The following is a 16,921-nucleotide window of genomic DNA, read 5'->3' as shown; positions in this document are numbered from 1 at the left end:
ATATTCAAATTGTTGCCAATCCAGCGTCTAAGTCACTAATTAAATCAGCCACATCTTCTAATCCCACTGAAAATCTCAATAATCCAGGGCTAATACCAGTCTTGTCCAATTCTGTTTGATTGAGTTCAGCGTGGCTCATTTTAGGTGGATAGCTGATGATACTTTCCACTGCACCCAAGCTAACTGAAAATGCGGGTATTTTAAGTGCGGAAACGAGTCGTCTGGCATTGGCTTCACTACCAACATCAAAACTCAGTACAGCGCCACCATTTTTTGCTTGTGCTAAGTGAACATCGTGCCCTGGATGTGTTGCCAGGCCGGGATATAGTACGTTGACGATTTTAGGATGTTGTGCTAAATGTTCCGCAATTTCTTGTGCAGAATGAGCAGCGTGAGACATTCGAACTCCCAATGTCTTAATACCTCGTAATAATAACCATGTATCCAAAACACCAAGTGTTGCACCGACGGCATTTTGAATAAAATAAATTTTATCAGCTAATTGCTGGTCATTGACCACTACTGCACCTGCCAAAATATCTGAATGCCCCGCCAAAAATTTGGTTGCTGAGTGGACAACGATATCTACACCTAAATCTAATGGCTTTTGCAGAAATGGTGACATAAATGTATTATCAGCAATTGTGAGTAACCCGTGTGCTTTAGCAATGGCTACCACTGCTTTAATATCCGTAATATGCAAAATGGGATTGGATGGTGTTTCAATATACAGCGCTTTGGTTTCTGGTTTAATAGCTGCTTCAATAGCCGATTCATCAGCAAAATCGACAAAGTCATGTGTAATCCCCCAACGCGGTAAAATTTCTTCTAACACGCGAAATGTCCCACCGTATACATGCTGACTTACAACTAAATGATCCCCAGCCGATAAGGTAAACAACACACTGCTGATTGCCGCCATGCCAGTACTAAACAAATAACCATATTTTCCATGCTCTAGTGTTGCAATTGCTTGTTCGCCTGCCTCGCGTGTCGGATTGCCGGATCGTGCGTAGTCATATTCACCAAACTGATCAAATGATGGTTGATCAAATGTCGAACTTAATTGAATAGGCGTGTTAATCGCACCAGATATAGGATCGTGCACAGTTGCTGCCTGAATAATATCTGTCCACTCGCTCATTGCCTTGCCCCCTGTATTGCATTTACCAAATCATCTAGAATATCATGTTTTTCCTCAAGACCTGCACTGACACGCACAAGATGATCCGTAATTCCGAGTTTTTCTCGTTGCTCGGCTGTCATATCATGATGTGTTTGAACAGACGGTATTGTAATCAACGTCTCAGGTCCACCTAGACTCTCAGCAAATGAACAAATATTAAGCCCTTTTAAAAAACGATCAACATCATAATCTTCTGACAAATAAAAACTCACCATACCACCTAATCCTGCATACAAAACGTGATCTACTCCTGAAACACTTGCTAATTTTTCAGCTAGAAAATGACCATTTTCATTATGCCTTGCCATTCTCAAATGTAAGGTTTTCAGGCTTCTTAACAACAACCAAGCACTAAATGAATCTAGCACCTGCCCACGTGTGACCAATGTATCTTCAATTTTTTGGGCTAAATCATCTCGCCCAGCAACGACAACACCAGCTAAAATATCATTGTGCCCACCTAAATACTTTGTAGCAGAATGAACGACAATATCAGCGCCGAGTGGTATCGGATTTTGGAAAATGGGTGTTAAAAATGTGTTGTCTACCGCGACTAGTATATCCGGACGCACCGCTTTAACCGTTTCACATAACCAATGAATGTCAATAACTTTCATAGTTGGATTGGAAGGTGTCTCAATCCAGATTAACTTGGTCTCTGGTTTAATGAGTTTCAAAATATCATCCCCATCTGTCCAGACGTCATAGGTCACACCATTATGTTCGACCAATCCATCAAAATAGCGATATGTGCCACCATATAAATCATCAGATGTAATAAAATGATTACCTGATTGAATTAAAGCATCAAACACTAGGTCAATTGCCGCCATGCCGGAACTTGTAGCAAATGCTTGCCGACCATGCTCTAACTCGGCCAATTGTTCTTCCAAAATGCTTCTGGTTGGTGTATTCATTCGGGCGTAGTCAAATCCTGTTGATTCTCCTAAACCTGGATGCCGATAAGCCGTTGAAAAATACAGTGGACTTACAACGGCGCCAGTTTTCATGTCATCGGTGCCATTACCACCTTGTGCTAATAAAGTATCTATATTTGTCATAAGTTTCTCAATTCAATGCTGATATTAGGTTAATTGCTGTTATTTTGTTTGTCTTTGCCACAATTAGTTGCCCCCAATTTTTAAAAAATTGGTTTGCTGTGTCTTGCCAACTGTTGCGTGGACGCCCATTAACAAAATAATTTTCCGGTTCAAGTGTCTGATTGTCACCGGCTGAGTCCCGATAATATTCATCAGCCAGAGTTGTTGTGTCATACTCCAGATGACCGCTGATATACGTCGAGTTCACGCTTTCATCTCGGAGAATAAAAGCACCCAATTCGTCATCATCAGCCACTCTTAGCCGTCGTGGTATACCCAATGACGGTATAGTAAAGTATCGAGATTGTGGCATTTTCAACACATCTAAGTCCCAAGTTAGCTCGCTTTGCGCGACATGCCCAGGGCGATAGACGCCCGACACTTTGTTTTTAATCGCTTTGACTGGAAAATTTCTTTCAGTATAACCTGCCGCATAAGTTGCCCAACAGGCAAATAAGCTTTCCGTAACATGCGTTTTTCGCCATTCCAATAAATGTTGAAATTCTTGCCAATAATCGACTTGCTCAAACTTAATTTGGTCAACAGGCGCGCCAGTTACGATCAACCCATCATATTGTTGGTGCCAAACGCCCCCTAATGTCAAATAATGATTAGTCACTTCGACTGCATTATGTCTTAAATTATGAGTGGCTGGTATTGCAAAAGTAACCCGCACGTTGACTGGCAGAAAATTCAACAGCCGGACAAATTGTTTTTCTGTTTGTAAACGATTAGGCATCAGATTAACTAATAAAATGGTTATTGTTGGTTGTAGTAATTTGTATGAACCAATAATTGTTTGCTGCTGTTTTAACAAGCCATTTTCTAAAATAACACTCATAACTTACCTCCTTAATTTGACAATTTAGCAAAATAACACAAAAAAACCGCAATCTATTAATAATAGATTGCGGGACGTGAAAAACGTGTTACCACCCGGTGTTCATGTAGGTTCTCGCACCCACACCTCCAAACGTACGCCGCTAATCTTTCGTCGAGAACATCTGTGAAAGTCTTTGGTAATACGTTGTCTGGTAACGGGTGACACCCGATTTCAACTTACTGCGTTGCACATATGAGTGTACGCCTGCTCGTATCCGTGAAAACTCCAAGACCATTTTCCCAGAAGCAACCTTATCTGCTTTCACCAACGACAGACTCTCTTTTTAAGGCATTTTATGGTACTTATCTCTTCAACGTTTATGTTGCTTTTAACTATAACTTTATATCCACATAATGTCAATAGCATTTTCATAATTAACAAATGAAATCTCACAATAACCACATAAAAAAAGATATCACTGAATCATGGCATGCCGTTTAACACGTTTAATTTGATAGTGATACATGCTGATTCCTAGCAACAGCCAGATTCCCGCAACAATACTATCAAGGAATAGACTCCCTGATCCAGTTAAAAACCATTGCATCGTCTGAGAAAAAGGTAAGCATTGCGTGAGAAAAGCCAACCATTTGGGATAAAGTGATACCGGTACAATAACACCACTCAATAATATGATAACTGTCCCTAAAATGTTTGCAGTCAAATAAGGGTCGTCATGTTGCCACGATATAATAATCGCCACAAAAGCAATGATTTCACCATAAATCAAGAGTAATGGTAACACTAGAGCAGCTCGACTTATCCACGAAGTATCTCGCGTTACAATTGTCACTAAAAATAAGGTAATGATTACCTGCCCTAACGCAACAATCAAGGCTGCGGTAAATTTACTGGTCCAGTATTTTATTGAGTATGGTGATTCAACAGCCATCTCCAAGGCAACTCCGCGGACTTGATCGTTAACAAAAAGCGCTGATAAACTGCCTAGTAGTGTGCCAACAGCGGTCATTAAACTAATGGCAACCACTGATTTAATCGCTGCAATTGAACTAAATTGGGCACGCAATAATCCAATCATTAAAATTTCTAAAACGGGTGTAATCACAAAACTAACAACAAACGTTCGCCAATTTCTGAAATAAGGCAATGAAAGCAAGTCTATTTTTAACATTAGATCACCGCCATATCGCCAGTAACACGTAGTCGCCGTAAAGAAATTTTCAACAAAAAATGTGCCATTATTAACCATACTACACTGAGTATTAACATTTGCAACACATCGATACCCGTGACTAAGTTAGGCTGTAAAATCATTTTTACAGGTGTTGCCATAGGCAGAAACAACCCTAATACTTCGACTACCATTTGATAGCGTTGCGGAACAGTGTAGATGCCAGCACCAATCAAAATCGGTATTAATAAAAGACTTTCGTACAGCATGGCATTTGGCGTTAATACAAATAAACCGGCTACAACAAAATCTAGTAATATGACACTTAACCACAGCGTTATAACCCCTAACACCAAAATCCAAGTAATGCCTGTAGTACTAACTCCTAAGACCAAACTCGTCAGCCAAGCCACAGGAAAAGCTAACAAACCAAAACAGGCTGCCGGTATTATCAGAGTCGCTAAGCTAATCGCTTCTCCTTTAGTGGTGTCAAGAATATAAGCCAATGTACCTTGTGCACGTTGATATGGTATGACACCTGCTGCAGAAGTACCAGCCGCCCAAGTACCGATAATGCCTGCTCGCAACCAAATCGTTTGGTTCCCCAAATCATGAACAGCGTTTGCAGCGACATATTGCATCAATACATAACCAATCGTGGTCACAAAAACAATCGTACGAAAATAGCTGTTTTGAGCAAACAACTTCAAATGAAACCAAGTCAACGTCATAAAGTCAATCATGTTGACGCCTCAATTCTGGCGCAAGCGCCAAATAGGACTCTTCAAGCGTTGCTGGACGGTCAACTTTGGTGACACCTGATAAAGCTACAACGCTTGCCACCGTTCCATCATGAAGAATTTTACCTCCACCGATTAACAAGACCCGATCTGCTAAATCTTCAACCTCAGTCATTGTATGACTCGTCAGCAAAATTGTCTTTCCTTGATCTGCTAATTTGCGTATTAATCGTCGTATTTCATGGGAAATTTCCACATCCAATCCGCTGGTGGGTTCGTCAAGCAAAATAACATTTGTTGCTTTCAATAAAGCACGAGCGATATGCATTCTCTGTCGCATACCACGAGAAAATTGCCCTAATTGTTTGTCACTAACATTGGCGAGGTCAACATCTTGTAGTGCCTGAGATATTCGGTTACGTCGCTCTCGACGGGAAATACCAAACAATGTTGCAAAAAAGTTCAAATTATCATAGGCTGTGGCTCGTGCATAAAAACCTAATTCACCCCCAAAAACCGTAGCAATATTTGTAGCCATTAATTTTTGATGCGTTAGTATATTCACACCGTCGACTAATACATCACCACTCGTTGGTGCCAGATAACCAGAAATCATTTTGACAGTCGTCGTTTTCCCAGCACCATTTGGTCCTAATAACGCTACTATTTGGCCAGATTCAATCTTAAAAGAGACATCATCAACTGCCACAAATTCGCTTACTTCGGTAAATGTTCTTCTTAAGTGACGTACCTCAATCGTTGTCATGACGCACCTCCACCAAGCAAGAGACATGATATTGTTTTATTTTATTCAATTTTTTTATCCTTGTACTCTAAATAAGTAGGTCAAACTTTCGAACAACCTACATGCAATCTAGTGCACAATTTTGAAAGTTATGCTTGCATAAATTGTGCACACTCAACATCAAAATTATTATTCATCGCAATCATTGCGCTACCTCCAAACACGGGTTGGACGATGACAAACATCATCGTAGTTAATTTAAAAACGTTTTGATATCAAGTGATATCACATTTTTATTATACAGATATGAGATTAGATGTCAATAAAGTTATAATCATTCACCTTATTATGCCCTGAAAAATATGCTATAATGCTGACAAGTATTAGAAAGGATGAAAACATGTACGAACAATTACATCACACAAACGAAGAACTCGATCGCACTATCGCCCAATCTGGTCGCCACGTCTTATTCTTATCGGCCGACTGGTGTGGTGATTGTAAAGCAATTAAACCCTTTGTTCAAAATATTAAAGATACCGTTACAACCACTGCCGATTGGATTGATGCAGATCGTGATGACAACATCGACTTTGCTACGAGTCACAACATGCGAGGCATTCCATCTTTTGTTTTATTTGAAAATGGAAAAGAAATTTCTCGTGTTGGTCATGGTGAACGCTTAACACCGCAGCAAGTACTGGATTGGTATCAAAGTACAATATAAAAACCGCTGTCTAAACTAAATTAAACCTGCTAACTTGACAATCATCAAGTTAGCAGGTTTAATTCAAAACGAGACAGTGGTTTTTACTTTTCTGTTTTAGCAATAAAGGATTGAACAATATCAGCAGGGATAGCAAATCCCATGCCTTCAACACTTGTGCCATCAGTCGATGAAACAATTTTTGAGGAGGTAATCCCTATAACCTGTCCTTTAAGATTAATCAACGGGCCCCCAGAGTTACCAGGGTTAATAGCTGTATCGGTTTGAATTGCCGTCGTAGCAGATGAGCCGGTCTCCTCTGCTGTGAGTTCTCGACGCGGTGCTGAGACGATACCACTAGTTAATGAAGTAGCATAATCCGATCCTAAAGGTGACCCAATCGCTAATACTTGTTGTCCTGCTAGTAGTGATTTAGAATTACCAAATGATGCGGATACTTTGATGTCAGTCGCTGTGGCCTTTAACAATGCTAAGTCTTTTGTTGTATCAGTGCCGACAATAGTTGCCTCAACTTTTTTCCCGCTAGCCGTAATTAGCTGCAACTTATCTGAATCAGCGACAACGTGATTGTTTGTGATAATATAAGCATATCCATCAGCAATTTTATAAACAACACCAGATCCTTCTGAAGCTGTCTCTAGCTCTGAACTACTACTTTGTTCTTCTTGATTAAAGAAAGACGACCACCCGTCGCTCAGCGTGGCTGCTTTTTGCAAATTTTGTACCGTAACAACGGCATTCTTCACCTTATTGTAAGCCGTCGTTGCCGTGTCACTACTTGTGTAGGCGGTAGTCGCTACCGTTGCAGTTCCAGCCGAGTTCGAAGTTTTTGACTGTTTAGTTGTTTGTTGAAACCATGAGTTTGATTGCATGCCTGTATATACTGTCAAACTGGCGACTAAAGCTGAAACGATTGCAACGACAAAAAGAGAATATTTTTTCATGTTTTTTCCTCCATTTTGGTTCCCTGTCGCTCAAAAAAATGTCAGTGAACATATTTGATATGTTTATCATATTTAATCAACATAAATTCTATATTAAAGTGGTAGGGCAATCCTAAAAATAGTACCTTGTGGGGTATTATCCAAAACCGTTATTTTACCACCATGCGCCTGTACAACCCATTCAGCAATTGATAAGCCTAATCCAGTCCCACCTGTTTCACGATTTCCAGTCTTGTCTTCGCGATAAAAGCGGTCAAAAACATGTTTCTTAGCTTCATCACTAATGCCGCGACCAGTATCCGCAACACTTAAAATGAACTTTTTCTTTTCAATTCCGGCCTTAACCGAGACCAATGCGCCCTCATCTGAATATTTTAATGCATTATCAAGCAACAGTACCAACAATTGATGAATTCGTTTTTGATCAATAAAAACTTCTTGATCCACATCAACGTTTAACGTCACCTTCTTACCATCAAACTGTGCCATTTCTTCGTATGGTGCAATGATTTCACCCAAAAATTCCGACACATTCGTCGCTTTTTTCTCGATTTTAGTCATATTTGATCCAGATTTTGCCAAAGTTAACATATTGTTAGTTAAAGAAGTTAATCGGCGAACTTCTGAAAGTGACAAAATAATGGCATTCGATTGGTCACGCACAGTTGACTCAGGCTTCATCAGCATATTTTCCAGCTTACCTTGTATGACCGCCATTGGTGTCCGCAACTCATGTGCCGCATTATTGACAAAATCTTGTTGTTGCTGCCAAGATTTCAATATAGGTCGCATATTGAAACGTGAAATAATATAAGAAACCAACACTGCTAGTAAACCAAACAATCCAAAGGACCAAAAAAGAACTTTTTTGAAGTGGGCTAAATTAATCATCGTATCCGTCACATTTACCATGATTAAGCCATTTGCAGCAATGGTATCATAACTTTTAGCCGCATTCTTTTTGAATTTAACGCCAATAACGCGATAATAGTTTCCAGCTATTTTATAGGTTTCCGCTTTGTCCGTTAACGTAGACTTTTTAAACTTAACCGTGGCTTGCAGCGCTTTCTGCATTGCTTTTTGTCTTGGATCAGTAACAGAGGTGTCGACAATCAACTTGCCATTTTTATCAAATGACCAAGTATCTGCGCGTGTACTCGAACTTACAATTGGTTGAGATTTTTTTACGTTATTGTCTGAGGTCGATAATAGGCCTTGATTATCGTACAATCGAATGGCTTCGTTAATTGCATTATCAGCGCTTTGAAAAACTGTCCGTGTGTACGATAGAAAAATCACACTGGCCAAAATCGAAAAGATAACAAAAAAGCTGGCGAGGAGCCAAATAAATCCACGGACTTGCTGCTTTTTGTTAATAATACTAGGCATCGCTTACCTCTAAAATAAATCCAATATTTCGTAGTGTTTTGATTAAGTCATTTTGACCAACCGCCTCTAGTTTACGACGTAAATTATTCAAATAAATATTAACAACATTGATTGTGGTATCAGAATCAATGCCCCAAACGCGATCAAATATTTGATCGCGCGTCACAATGATATTTTTATTTTGAGCTAAATAAGTTAATATATCAAATTCTTTACCAACTAATTTAACTTGTTGCCCATGAACTTGGACACCTCTATTTTCCAAGTTAATTAACACATCACCAACTGTAATCGTATTATCCTCAGAATAAACACCTGATCGACGTAACAAAGCCTTCACTCTCACTAACAATTCTTCTCTGTGAAATGGCTTAGTCAAATAGTCATCAGCACCAACGTTAAAGCCTTCAATTTTATCGTCTAGTGAGCTTTTCGCCGTTAAAATGAGCACTGGTGTCTCAACATTGTGATGCCTTAAATTCTTAATGACCTCAAGTCCATTCTCGCCAGGCAACATTAAATCAGAAATAATCAGATCGTAAGGCACTTCTTGCGCCTCAAATTCACCATCCAAACCATCCGTAACTGCCTGAACATCAGCAAAATCCTGCAAAAATCCAACCACGTTATCCGCTAAATTGACATCATCTTCGATTAATAATATTTTGATTGCTTTAGACATTTTCATATCTCCATTGTACCTATTTTATACCGTTATTATACGAATTCAAAGTTAAAAGGAAGTTAAATAACACTACACGTCATTTTACCATGATTTTCAATATTTTCTCTTGCATTCAAAACGCCTATTTCAGTAAATATGCACCAAAAATAATATAGTTATCGTTTCAACCACTGGACACATTTCGATAATATGACCATTTTAAATGAAAAAATAACTCATATAATATGATTATTGGTGTATCAGGAGATAGAATACAATGTCGAAAAATGCAAGTCGTGAAGCAACTCAAGACAAAATTCTTGAGACTGTCATTGACATACTTCACGAGGTTCCATTATCAAAAATCACAGTTGCCGAAATTGCCCGACGTGCCAACATCAATCGCAAAACTTTTTACAAATATTTTGATACACCCACTCAAGTTCTCCTCGTCCGTTTAGAGGACAAAATTTTATCTGAAATTTTGTATGAATTAACACAGCAAACTTGCGATCCTATTGGTCATACACTTGATGTTACCAATCATAAACAAACAAAAATTGTCCTTAACGTTTTAATTCGTTACCGTGAAGCTATCACCGCTGCCTATCAAAATGCTGGTGGCCTAGATTTCGAGTTATTCGATGACTTTCTCGCCCGCCTACGCCGTGATTGGTTACCATTTAAGAACTGCCATACAACTGAACAAAAATTTGTTGCAAACATTCTAAGTCAAATGCTAATTAAGCTGATGGTTGATTGGCTAACAGCAGACGTTCTTTTACCAGTACCCCAACTCATACATCGTGCTGATATTTTATTCAATACATCTATATCAAATTTAAACCAACCAAAAAACCGATAAAATCAATCGGTTTTTTATTTTAACCCAACGCTAATGCGTAGAGCATGCGCAACTTGTTGCATTTCCTTAGAGTTAGCCTGAATATGAGCAATTTTATCTCGTAGTCGGCGTTTATCAATTGTTCTAACTTGTTCCGCTAAAATGACAGAATCTTTTTTCATCCCACCTAAATGTGCAGGAAGTAAAACATGCGTTGGTAACTTTGGCTTCGTAATCTGTGAGGTAATCGCCGCTATAATTGTTGTTGGTGAATTAGCATTACCAACATCATTTTGAATGATTAACACAGGTCGGACACCAGCTTGCTCAGAACCAAGCCCCTGTTTGAGATCGGCGTAAAAAACATCGCCACGCATTACTGTTTGTTGTTCTATTGTCATAATATTCTCGCTTTAATATGTACACGCCAGTTGGCGCTTTGTTTTAGTAGTGTCGGGGCAACCTTGGCCCTAACGTTGTTAAAATTTCATGTGGGATAGACTTTGCATAGTTTGCAACATCTTCTAACGTAATTTTCTGCTCACCATCTTGACCAATCAATGTAACTACCGTGCCAACAGGATACATTTTATTTAATGTTATCACAATTTGGTCCATAGTGACACGTCCAATCACATGCTCGATATGCCCATCAACTAATACTTTCATCCCCGACATGCGGCGTAAATAACCATCGGCATAACCGATTGGTAGTGTGGCCACCCATTGTGGCATTTCTGCAGTATATGTTGCACCATAACTGACAGATTCACCTGTTTCTAGGCGGTGTACAGAACCAATTTTAGACTTTAGTGAGAGAACAGATGATAACTCAAAAGGCATTGGCAAATCAGGTGTTCCTGGATTATAGCCATATAAAACTGATCCGACGCGAATAGTATTAGTATCAATTTCATTGTGATGCCAAATTGCTGAACCTGAATTAGCTAAATGCCAGTAATCCGCGGGAATATTAGCCGCCTGTACCCATTGATAAAAGCTATCCACTTGTTTTTTATAATAGGTCTCGTTATTGTCATCTGCGGTTGCAAAATGCGTGAATACCCCTGACAAAACAAGCTGTTCAGAAGATTTAATCACATCATAGAGCGATTTAACCGCTGCTTCAGAATGTGCGCCCATTCTTCCCATACCAGTGTCAACCGCTAATTGAACATTTAACTGTTGCCCACTTGTAATTTGGCTCATTGCCTCTTCTAACCAAGCAGTCGTCCCCACAGCAGGAGCCAGCCTATATTTAACCATGATAGGTGTCTGCTTAACATCTTGAACACCCAATAATGTGATGGTCACATTTTCCTGTGACAGTTTTTCGCGTAATGCAACACCTTCACCCACTGTTGCAACAGCAAAGTCCGTCACACCAATCTCTAATAATGCTTGAGCAACAGCCGCCATGCCATGCCCGTATGCATTAGCCTTTACCACTGCAATTAAACGTTTTGCCCCGGCATAACTCATAACTTTTTTTGCATTTTCTTGTATGGCCTTCAAATCAATCTCAAGCCATGTTGGTCTCAAATTTAAAATCTCATCATTTGTCATGAGAGAACACCCCTTTTTGGCAATAACCTTACACTTATTTTTTCCCAAATTGTCAAACGCTCAATAATAACAATTGTGTTAACTTGATCGCCACTATGGGTGATGGCAACATAAGTATGGTACGGAAAATTTTTAACAGTCATAACTGGTCGTCCATTAGTTTCATTTAGAATTTCAATATCCTGCCAATGAACTTTTTCACCAATGCCATAACCAGTAGCTTTTGAGAACGCTTCTTTAGCGGAAAATCTGCCCGCAACAAATTCAGCAAAATGTTTACCATTTCGCTGTTTAGCCGCTTCTTGCTCTGCCGGTGTCAATATTGACAGCATGAAGTTTGATTGTCGGTCAACAATTTGTCTCACGCGACTAATTGATTCCGTATCGTTCCCAATTCCTATTATCATGTCTCTATTGTAGCAAAAGGTTAAGCAATGACAATACTAATTTGTCTCACTTAACCTTCTACATTCCTGTTTTATTTAAAATTAGCTAAATTATTAGTCGTTGGCATTAAATTTTGCCATTTTTCTGATAAATAATTATTGTTAATTTTGTATTTAGGTGCTTGATACCCTTTCGCAAAAAAAGGTTTGAGAGCCTGATCGGTTGCCAGCCAACCACGCCAGCCCATATGAATAGTATCCTGCATGAAATACTTTTTCCCACCATCGTGTGAAAAGTCAGCAATATTATTGAATCCTTGCGACTTCAATTGCTTTTTAACTTTGTTAACACTTTGATAGTACATCTCAGTATTCAACCCTGTATATTTTGACCATTTTTGGTTCACAGGTTGAATAATAAACAACACATCTGTATGTTCCTTAGCAAATTCTTGTAAAACTGCTTGAAAATCACCATATTCTTCCGACTGGCGGTAATCAAAGTTTGTCTGTGATTGTGCTAAGCGCTTCAATCGCGGCTTAACACGTTGTTTAAAGAAACTATTTTTAATGCCAAACGGATTATTGCTTGTTTGCTTTTTAGCAAACTTATCCGCCTGTTTAATCAAAAGACTTTGATTATCAGCATTTGGTAATCTTTTTAACGCCGGCTTAACTTTTTTGTTCCAGTTATTCGTTAGCGTTATATTTGAGAACAATTGATCTTCACGAACCAACATACGATTACGAATAATCAACATATTCTGATCAGTTTCAGATAGTGGTTGATTATTCTTAATTTTAGTGATTAGGTTAGCATAAAAATCACTATCGCACACTTGCTTTTGCTGTAACAATCGGCGCGCAATGAACCGATCAGTTGGTGTGATTTTAGTAATATTACGCAACCAGTTCACGGTTTGCAAAGGTGAGTAAAATTCTGGAAATGCCCATTTTGTATCCCGCTTAGTGAACCATTGTTGCGAAATAACAAAAACTGCCTGCTTTTTATGCAATGCTGGCGTCATTTCCTGCATCCCCAAATAATGCGCCAATGACTCAGTTCCTGCCTGTCCAAGTAAAAATGGTCGATAATTACGATCATACTTCTCTGCTAACATGCTAGGATGCATCGTATCTAATCGCAATAATTCACTTGATCCAAAGAATGGCACATAGTGCGTATCCGGATCATTAAATGCTTGCATTTTAACTGTTTCACCTTTAAACACATTTTTTGAGAATGAAACCGACGCCTCTTGAATATCTTTATTTGAGATTTGACTTAATGAAAATGGTACTAATAACAGTACAGTAACCATGACAAATGCCAAAATTACCGGACCAAAAATCCACCACAGCCCCCGCTTTTTATTCATCGTATTAACCCATCAAAGATTCAACTTTAGCAATCACCTTATTAGGCGTGTTCCAATCATTGCGATCAAATTCTGAAACTGGTGCTTGAATGTCGAACTTGGTTTCTAAATCAAGTAGCAATTCAACAGTTGCCATTGAATCGAGCAATCCACTTTCAAAAAAATCGTCGTCCATTTGATCTGAAATGTCTTCACCAATAATAGTGTTTAAAATTTCTACTACTTCTGTTTTTACATCCATGTTATTTCTCCTGTAAGTTATATTGTACTACTAACGATTAATGATGATGATGGAACCATAAGGTATCCAAAAAACCACTAAAGAGTAAGAAACTAATCATCACGACGTGGAACGTCAAGACAATGGCGAACGCTTCTGTAAACTTATTATGCGGTACATGATGCTTTTTCTTATATCGCAACCATGCATCGTTGACCACTAGGCCAACACCATGGAATAAACCATAGGCGATATAATACCAAGTTAATCCGTGCCAGAAGCCCATTAACAACATATTGGCTATATAAGCCACGTTAGAAGTCGTAATTCGACTCTTGAACCATTTGTTTTTCATCATCATGAAGACCAACCTCATGAAAACAAAATCACGGAACCAAAATGATAGTGTCATGTGCCAACGATTCCAAAATTCTTTCAAGTTTTTGGACAAGAATGGCAAATTAAAGTTCATTGGCACTTCTATACCCATGACATAACCAGTTGCAACTGCAAACAATGAGTATCCAGCAAAGTCAAAGAACAAATCAAATCCATACGCATACATGACACCAATTAGCCACCAAGACCATCCACCATTAGCATGCGCCGATAGCATTGCCATATGTTCAACTCTTGGCAGAAGCAAGGTGCCAAAAATGTAAGATAAAACAAATTTGTACAAAAATCCAAGAAAGAAAAAGTGAACAGCTTTTCCAAGCATGTCTAAGTATTTTTCTCGCGCCGGTACACTTTCAATATCTTTCACAAAACGACGATATCGATCAATCGGTCCGGATGATATTGTTGGTAAGAAAAGCATGAAGCGCAGGAACAGCCAAGGGTTAAACGCTTTAATAGTCCCATCTCGCGTTTCCATAATCATGGCAACTGATCGGAAAGTTAAATATGAAATTCCCATAAAACCAAGCAGCGTCGTAACATGTGTCCAATGTGCAGCAGGAGCAATTTTTACGAGTGCCAGTGGCACAATCGCCAAGACTGTTGCGCCATAAAATACCCAGCTATTGTTAGCTTTTTTACGATATATCGTATAAGCCCAGACTAGTAACCATTGCCAGATCATATAACCAATTAAGGCGAATCCTTCATGATACTTATGCCCATCAAACATCAAAAAGATAAAGACAACTGAGACTATTACTTCATACCAGGCAAAACGCTTGCCAAAGTACAAGCCGATAGCCAAGGGCAATAATGCCAGTAACAAAATAATAAAATATTTTGGATCAGCATAAGGTTGTAAATTAAGCATCCCCATTCACCTCAGCAATCAATCCTTTTAAATCAATTTTGCCGTTGGGTGTGAGCGGCATCGCTTCTCGATAGATAAAACGACCAGGTACCATATAAGGCATCATAATGTCTTTCAATTCGTCTTTAATGGCATTGGTTAATTGCATAGGCTTTTCAAATGAGTTGTCGCTAGCAACAATGACGGCTAGCAATTGTTTCACTTTTCCTTCGTCATCATAGCGTGGTACTGCTGCTGCTTGTGCCACAAAGTGACTCTGTTGCAACTGTTGTGCAACCTCTTCTAGTTCAATTCTGAAACCATGCAACTTTATTTGAAAATCACTTCTACCACGATAATGCAACAATCCAGAAGAATCCATGGTTGCCAAATCACCAGTTTTATAAGCCTGATGTCCATCAATTTGTTTAAAAGCTTGTGCCGTTTTTTCAGGATTATTAAGGTATCCCTTTGAAACAGAAGGTCCACAAATTACAATTTCGCCAGTTTCTCCGGCTGGCACGTCTTGCCCATCGGGATCCTGAATTTTGATTGTTGTATCTGATTTGACGTAGCCGATTGGCATCTTGTCGTTAGTTGCAATAACCGCTTCGGTAATTGGCAAACCAGAAACCGCTACCGTCGCTTCTGTTGGACCATAGGTGTTATATACTGTTGCATTTGGAAATCGTGATAGTAACTTTTGAGCAGTTGTACTCGTCAGCACTTCACCACAGAAAAGAAAATGCGTCAACTGTGGCAAATTTTCTTGAGTAAAATTAGGATCCAGCAAAGCGACATCAGCAAACTATGGTGTCGAAACCCAAATATTGAGGTCCAATTTAGGCAATGTTCCAAATAATGTTTTGAAATCATCTGCCGTTTCTTTTGGCAGCGCTTTTAGTGTGCTGCTAGACAATAGTGCTGGTGCCCAATCCATAACAGATAGGTCAAATGAGTAAGGTGGCTGTGACAAAACTTGGCTTTTTTCTGGCCAATTGAAGTCATCGCTCAACATCCAATCTGCAAAACTAATTAGGTTACGATGTGAGATCTGAACGCCCTTCGGTTTACCTGTTGTACCAGATGTGAATATGATATAGAAATTATCGTCACCCTCAACTGGATGTGTTATTTGATAAGACGTTTCATTGTCAAAAATACTGGTAAGTGCTTTTGGATCAATCACCGGCACTGAAGTAATCTCAATCGGCAACTCATCAACAGCAATCACAAGCGCTGGCTTGCCAATCTCTAATATGTCGGTTAGACGCTCATCAGCAGAACTCTTGTCAACTGGAATATAAGCGTGTCCTGACTTGGTACTACCTAAAAAGCTAGCAATCATCTCAAACTGTTGCCCGCCATAAACCATAATTGGCGCTCCAGTTGGTAAATTAAGGCTATCAATATGAGCCGCCAGACTGTCTGATCCTGACTTTAGCTGCGCATATGTGTGTGTACGTCCTAATTCATCGTATGCAATCAAGTCACCGGTGTTTTGCGCAATTGCATCAATTTGATTAATCACGTTACTAATCATGTTAATTCCCCCATTTAAAACTCGTTATAGATAAAGTGCCCCTCACCAACACCTGAATAACCATAAAGGTATAATAATACCAAAATGATGATGAAATAAAAGAGTGTACGACCAATGAAATTAACTATTGGACGCTGAAAGAACTGTTTTATCATTCAAAATACCCCCATCTGAATGGATTAATGTATAATCGAAGTAACAAAAAAATACAGTTACAACGA

General features: G+C 39.1%; 18 protein-coding genes and 1 pseudogene. 2 read left to right on the top strand and 17 right to left on the bottom strand.

Annotation, left to right across the window (positions count from 1 at the left end; genetic code table 11):
* Positions 1-4: 4 nt before the first annotated feature.
* The 6 genes from IEU65_RS07405 to IEU65_RS07380 form a co-directional block, all read right to left on the bottom strand.
* Positions 5-1,144 (bottom strand): trans-sulfuration enzyme family protein, encoded by a 1,140-nt coding sequence (locus IEU65_RS07405; protein WP_010278137.1) that lies wholly within the window; start codon positions 1,142-1,144, stop codon positions 5-7.
* A complete protein-coding gene (locus tag IEU65_RS07400; RefSeq protein WP_010278142.1) occupies positions 1,141-2,247 on the bottom strand; it encodes a trans-sulfuration enzyme family protein in 1,107 nt (368 codons plus the stop codon). The genes IEU65_RS07405 and IEU65_RS07400 overlap by 4 nt, the downstream gene beginning before the upstream one ends.
* Positions 2,248-2,254: 7 nt before the next feature.
* Complete coding sequence (locus IEU65_RS07395) at positions 2,255-3,127, bottom strand: homoserine O-acetyltransferase/O-succinyltransferase family protein (protein WP_010278144.1); 873 nt, start codon at positions 3,125-3,127, stop codon at positions 2,255-2,257.
* Between the two features lie 457 nt (positions 3,128-3,584).
* Positions 3,585-4,301, bottom strand: a complete 717-nt coding sequence (locus IEU65_RS07390) for an ABC transporter permease (protein ID WP_010278146.1) — start codon at positions 4,299-4,301, stop codon at positions 3,585-3,587.
* Positions 4,301-5,044, bottom strand: coding sequence for a hypothetical protein (locus IEU65_RS07385; RefSeq protein WP_010278148.1), 744 nt, complete (start codon positions 5,042-5,044; stop codon positions 4,301-4,303). The genes IEU65_RS07390 and IEU65_RS07385 overlap by 1 nt, the downstream gene beginning before the upstream one ends.
* The gene (locus tag IEU65_RS07380) at positions 5,037-5,807 is read right to left on the bottom strand and encodes an ABC transporter ATP-binding protein (RefSeq protein WP_010278155.1); all 771 of its coding nucleotides are present in this window, start codon (positions 5,805-5,807) and stop codon (positions 5,037-5,039) included. The genes IEU65_RS07385 and IEU65_RS07380 overlap by 8 nt, the downstream gene beginning before the upstream one ends.
* A gap of 379 nt (positions 5,808-6,186) precedes the next feature.
* On the opposite strand from IEU65_RS07380, the gene IEU65_RS07375 reads away from it, so the two are divergent.
* Positions 6,187-6,513 carry a thioredoxin family protein gene (locus tag IEU65_RS07375; RefSeq protein WP_010278159.1) on the top strand — a complete coding sequence of 109 codons (327 nt, stop codon included), beginning with the start codon at positions 6,187-6,189 and terminating at the stop codon, positions 6,511-6,513.
* An 83-nt stretch (positions 6,514-6,596) separates the two neighbouring features.
* On the opposite strand, the gene IEU65_RS07370 is transcribed toward IEU65_RS07375, so the two are convergent.
* From IEU65_RS07370 to IEU65_RS07360, 3 genes are all read right to left on the bottom strand, one after another.
* Positions 6,597-7,457, bottom strand: coding sequence for a S1C family serine protease (locus IEU65_RS07370; protein WP_010278162.1), 861 nt, complete (start codon positions 7,455-7,457; stop codon positions 6,597-6,599).
* 93 nt (positions 7,458-7,550) lie between these two features.
* A complete protein-coding gene (locus IEU65_RS07365) occupies positions 7,551-8,846 on the bottom strand; it encodes a sensor histidine kinase (protein WP_010278165.1) in 1,296 nt (431 codons plus the stop codon).
* Positions 8,839-9,528 (bottom strand): response regulator transcription factor, encoded by a 690-nt coding sequence (locus IEU65_RS07360; RefSeq protein ID WP_010278168.1) that lies wholly within the window; start codon positions 9,526-9,528, stop codon positions 8,839-8,841. Before IEU65_RS07360 ends, IEU65_RS07365 begins: the two co-directional genes overlap by 8 nt.
* 259 nt (positions 9,529-9,787) lie before the next feature.
* On the opposite strand from IEU65_RS07360, the gene IEU65_RS07355 reads away from it, so the two are divergent.
* Positions 9,788-10,375 (top strand): TetR/AcrR family transcriptional regulator, encoded by a 588-nt coding sequence (locus IEU65_RS07355; protein ID WP_010278171.1) that lies wholly within the window; start codon positions 9,788-9,790, stop codon positions 10,373-10,375.
* Positions 10,376-10,389: 14 nt separating this feature from the next.
* Here IEU65_RS07355 and IEU65_RS07350 read toward each other — a convergent pair whose 3' ends face one another.
* The 8 genes and pseudogenes from IEU65_RS07350 to IEU65_RS07315 form a co-directional block, all read right to left on the bottom strand.
* Complete coding sequence (locus IEU65_RS07350) at positions 10,390-10,755, bottom strand: type II toxin-antitoxin system PemK/MazF family toxin (RefSeq protein ID WP_010278174.1); 366 nt, start codon at positions 10,753-10,755, stop codon at positions 10,390-10,392.
* Positions 10,756-10,798: 43 nt separating this feature from the next.
* Positions 10,799-11,920, bottom strand: a complete 1,122-nt coding sequence (alr, locus tag IEU65_RS07345) for an alanine racemase (protein WP_010278175.1) — start codon at positions 11,918-11,920, stop codon at positions 10,799-10,801.
* Positions 11,917-12,327, bottom strand: coding sequence for a holo-ACP synthase (acpS, locus tag IEU65_RS07340; protein ID WP_031940992.1), 411 nt, complete (start codon positions 12,325-12,327; stop codon positions 11,917-11,919). The genes alr and acpS overlap by 4 nt, the downstream gene beginning before the upstream one ends.
* Positions 12,328-12,398: 71 nt before the next feature.
* On the bottom strand, positions 12,399-13,685 hold the full coding sequence (gene dltD / locus IEU65_RS07335; protein ID WP_010278179.1) for a D-alanyl-lipoteichoic acid biosynthesis protein DltD: 1,287 nt from the start codon (positions 13,683-13,685) through the stop codon (positions 12,399-12,401).
* A 4-nt stretch (positions 13,686-13,689) separates the two neighbouring features.
* Positions 13,690-13,926, bottom strand: coding sequence for a D-alanine--poly(phosphoribitol) ligase subunit DltC (gene dltC / locus IEU65_RS07330; protein WP_010278181.1), 237 nt, complete (start codon positions 13,924-13,926; stop codon positions 13,690-13,692).
* 37 nt (positions 13,927-13,963) lie between these two features.
* Positions 13,964-15,178 (bottom strand): D-alanyl-lipoteichoic acid biosynthesis protein DltB, encoded by a 1,215-nt coding sequence (gene dltB / locus IEU65_RS07325; RefSeq protein ID WP_010278183.1) that lies wholly within the window; start codon positions 15,176-15,178, stop codon positions 13,964-13,966.
* A pseudogene (dltA, locus tag IEU65_RS07320) lies at positions 15,171-16,700 on the bottom strand (D-alanine--poly(phosphoribitol) ligase subunit DltA). Before dltA ends, dltB begins: the two are co-directional and overlap by 8 nt.
* Before the next feature lie 14 nt (positions 16,701-16,714).
* Entirely contained in the window at positions 16,715-16,855 is a 141-nt protein-coding gene (locus tag IEU65_RS07315) for a teichoic acid D-Ala incorporation-associated protein DltX (protein ID WP_031940993.1), read from the bottom strand.
* Positions 16,856-16,921: the final 66 nt, after the last annotated feature.

This window comes from Leuconostoc pseudomesenteroides KCTC 3652 (assembly GCF_014634745.1).
Classification (GTDB): Bacteria; Bacillota; Bacilli; order Lactobacillales; family Lactobacillaceae; genus Leuconostoc; species Leuconostoc pseudomesenteroides.
Note: the sequence above shows the minus strand (reverse complement) of the source record. Positions and strands in the feature narration are given on the sequence as shown.

Coding starts and splice junctions, on each gene's coding strand:
- IEU65_RS07365 (WP_010278165.1), bottom strand. CDS start 8,846: ATGCCTAGTATTATTAACAAAAAGCAGCAAGTCCGTGGATTTATTTGG.
- dltC (WP_010278181.1), bottom strand. CDS start 13,926: ATGGATGTAAAAACAGAAGTAGTAGAAATTTTAAACACTATTATTGGT.
- IEU65_RS07405 (WP_010278137.1), bottom strand. CDS start 1,144: ATGAGCGAGTGGACAGATATTATTCAGGCAGCAACTGTGCACGATCCT.
- IEU65_RS07315 (WP_031940993.1), bottom strand. CDS start 16,855: ATGATAAAACAGTTCTTTCAGCGTCCAATAGTTAATTTCATTGGTCGT.
- IEU65_RS07360 (WP_010278168.1), bottom strand. CDS start 9,528: ATGTCTAAAGCAATCAAAATATTATTAATCGAAGATGATGTCAATTTA.
- IEU65_RS07355 (WP_010278171.1), top strand. CDS start 9,788: ATGTCGAAAAATGCAAGTCGTGAAGCAACTCAAGACAAAATTCTTGAG.
- IEU65_RS07380 (WP_010278155.1), bottom strand. CDS start 5,807: ATGACAACGATTGAGGTACGTCACTTAAGAAGAACATTTACCGAAGTA.
- alr (WP_010278175.1), bottom strand. CDS start 11,920: ATGACAAATGATGAGATTTTAAATTTGAGACCAACATGGCTTGAGATT.
- dltB (WP_010278183.1), bottom strand. CDS start 15,178: ATGCTTAATTTACAACCTTATGCTGATCCAAAATATTTTATTATTTTG.
- IEU65_RS07385 (WP_010278148.1), bottom strand. CDS start 5,044: ATGATTGACTTTATGACGTTGACTTGGTTTCATTTGAAGTTGTTTGCT.
- IEU65_RS07400 (WP_010278142.1), bottom strand. CDS start 2,247: ATGACAAATATAGATACTTTATTAGCACAAGGTGGTAATGGCACCGAT.
- IEU65_RS07395 (WP_010278144.1), bottom strand. CDS start 3,127: ATGAGTGTTATTTTAGAAAATGGCTTGTTAAAACAGCAGCAAACAATT.
- IEU65_RS07350 (WP_010278174.1), bottom strand. CDS start 10,755: ATGACAATAGAACAACAAACAGTAATGCGTGGCGATGTTTTTTACGCC.
- IEU65_RS07390 (WP_010278146.1), bottom strand. CDS start 4,301: ATGTTAAAAATAGACTTGCTTTCATTGCCTTATTTCAGAAATTGGCGA.
- acpS (WP_031940992.1), bottom strand. CDS start 12,327: ATGATAATAGGAATTGGGAACGATACGGAATCAATTAGTCGCGTGAGA.
- IEU65_RS07375 (WP_010278159.1), top strand. CDS start 6,187: ATGTACGAACAATTACATCACACAAACGAAGAACTCGATCGCACTATC.
- dltD (WP_010278179.1), bottom strand. CDS start 13,685: ATGAATAAAAAGCGGGGGCTGTGGTGGATTTTTGGTCCGGTAATTTTG.
- IEU65_RS07370 (WP_010278162.1), bottom strand. CDS start 7,457: ATGAAAAAATATTCTCTTTTTGTCGTTGCAATCGTTTCAGCTTTAGTC.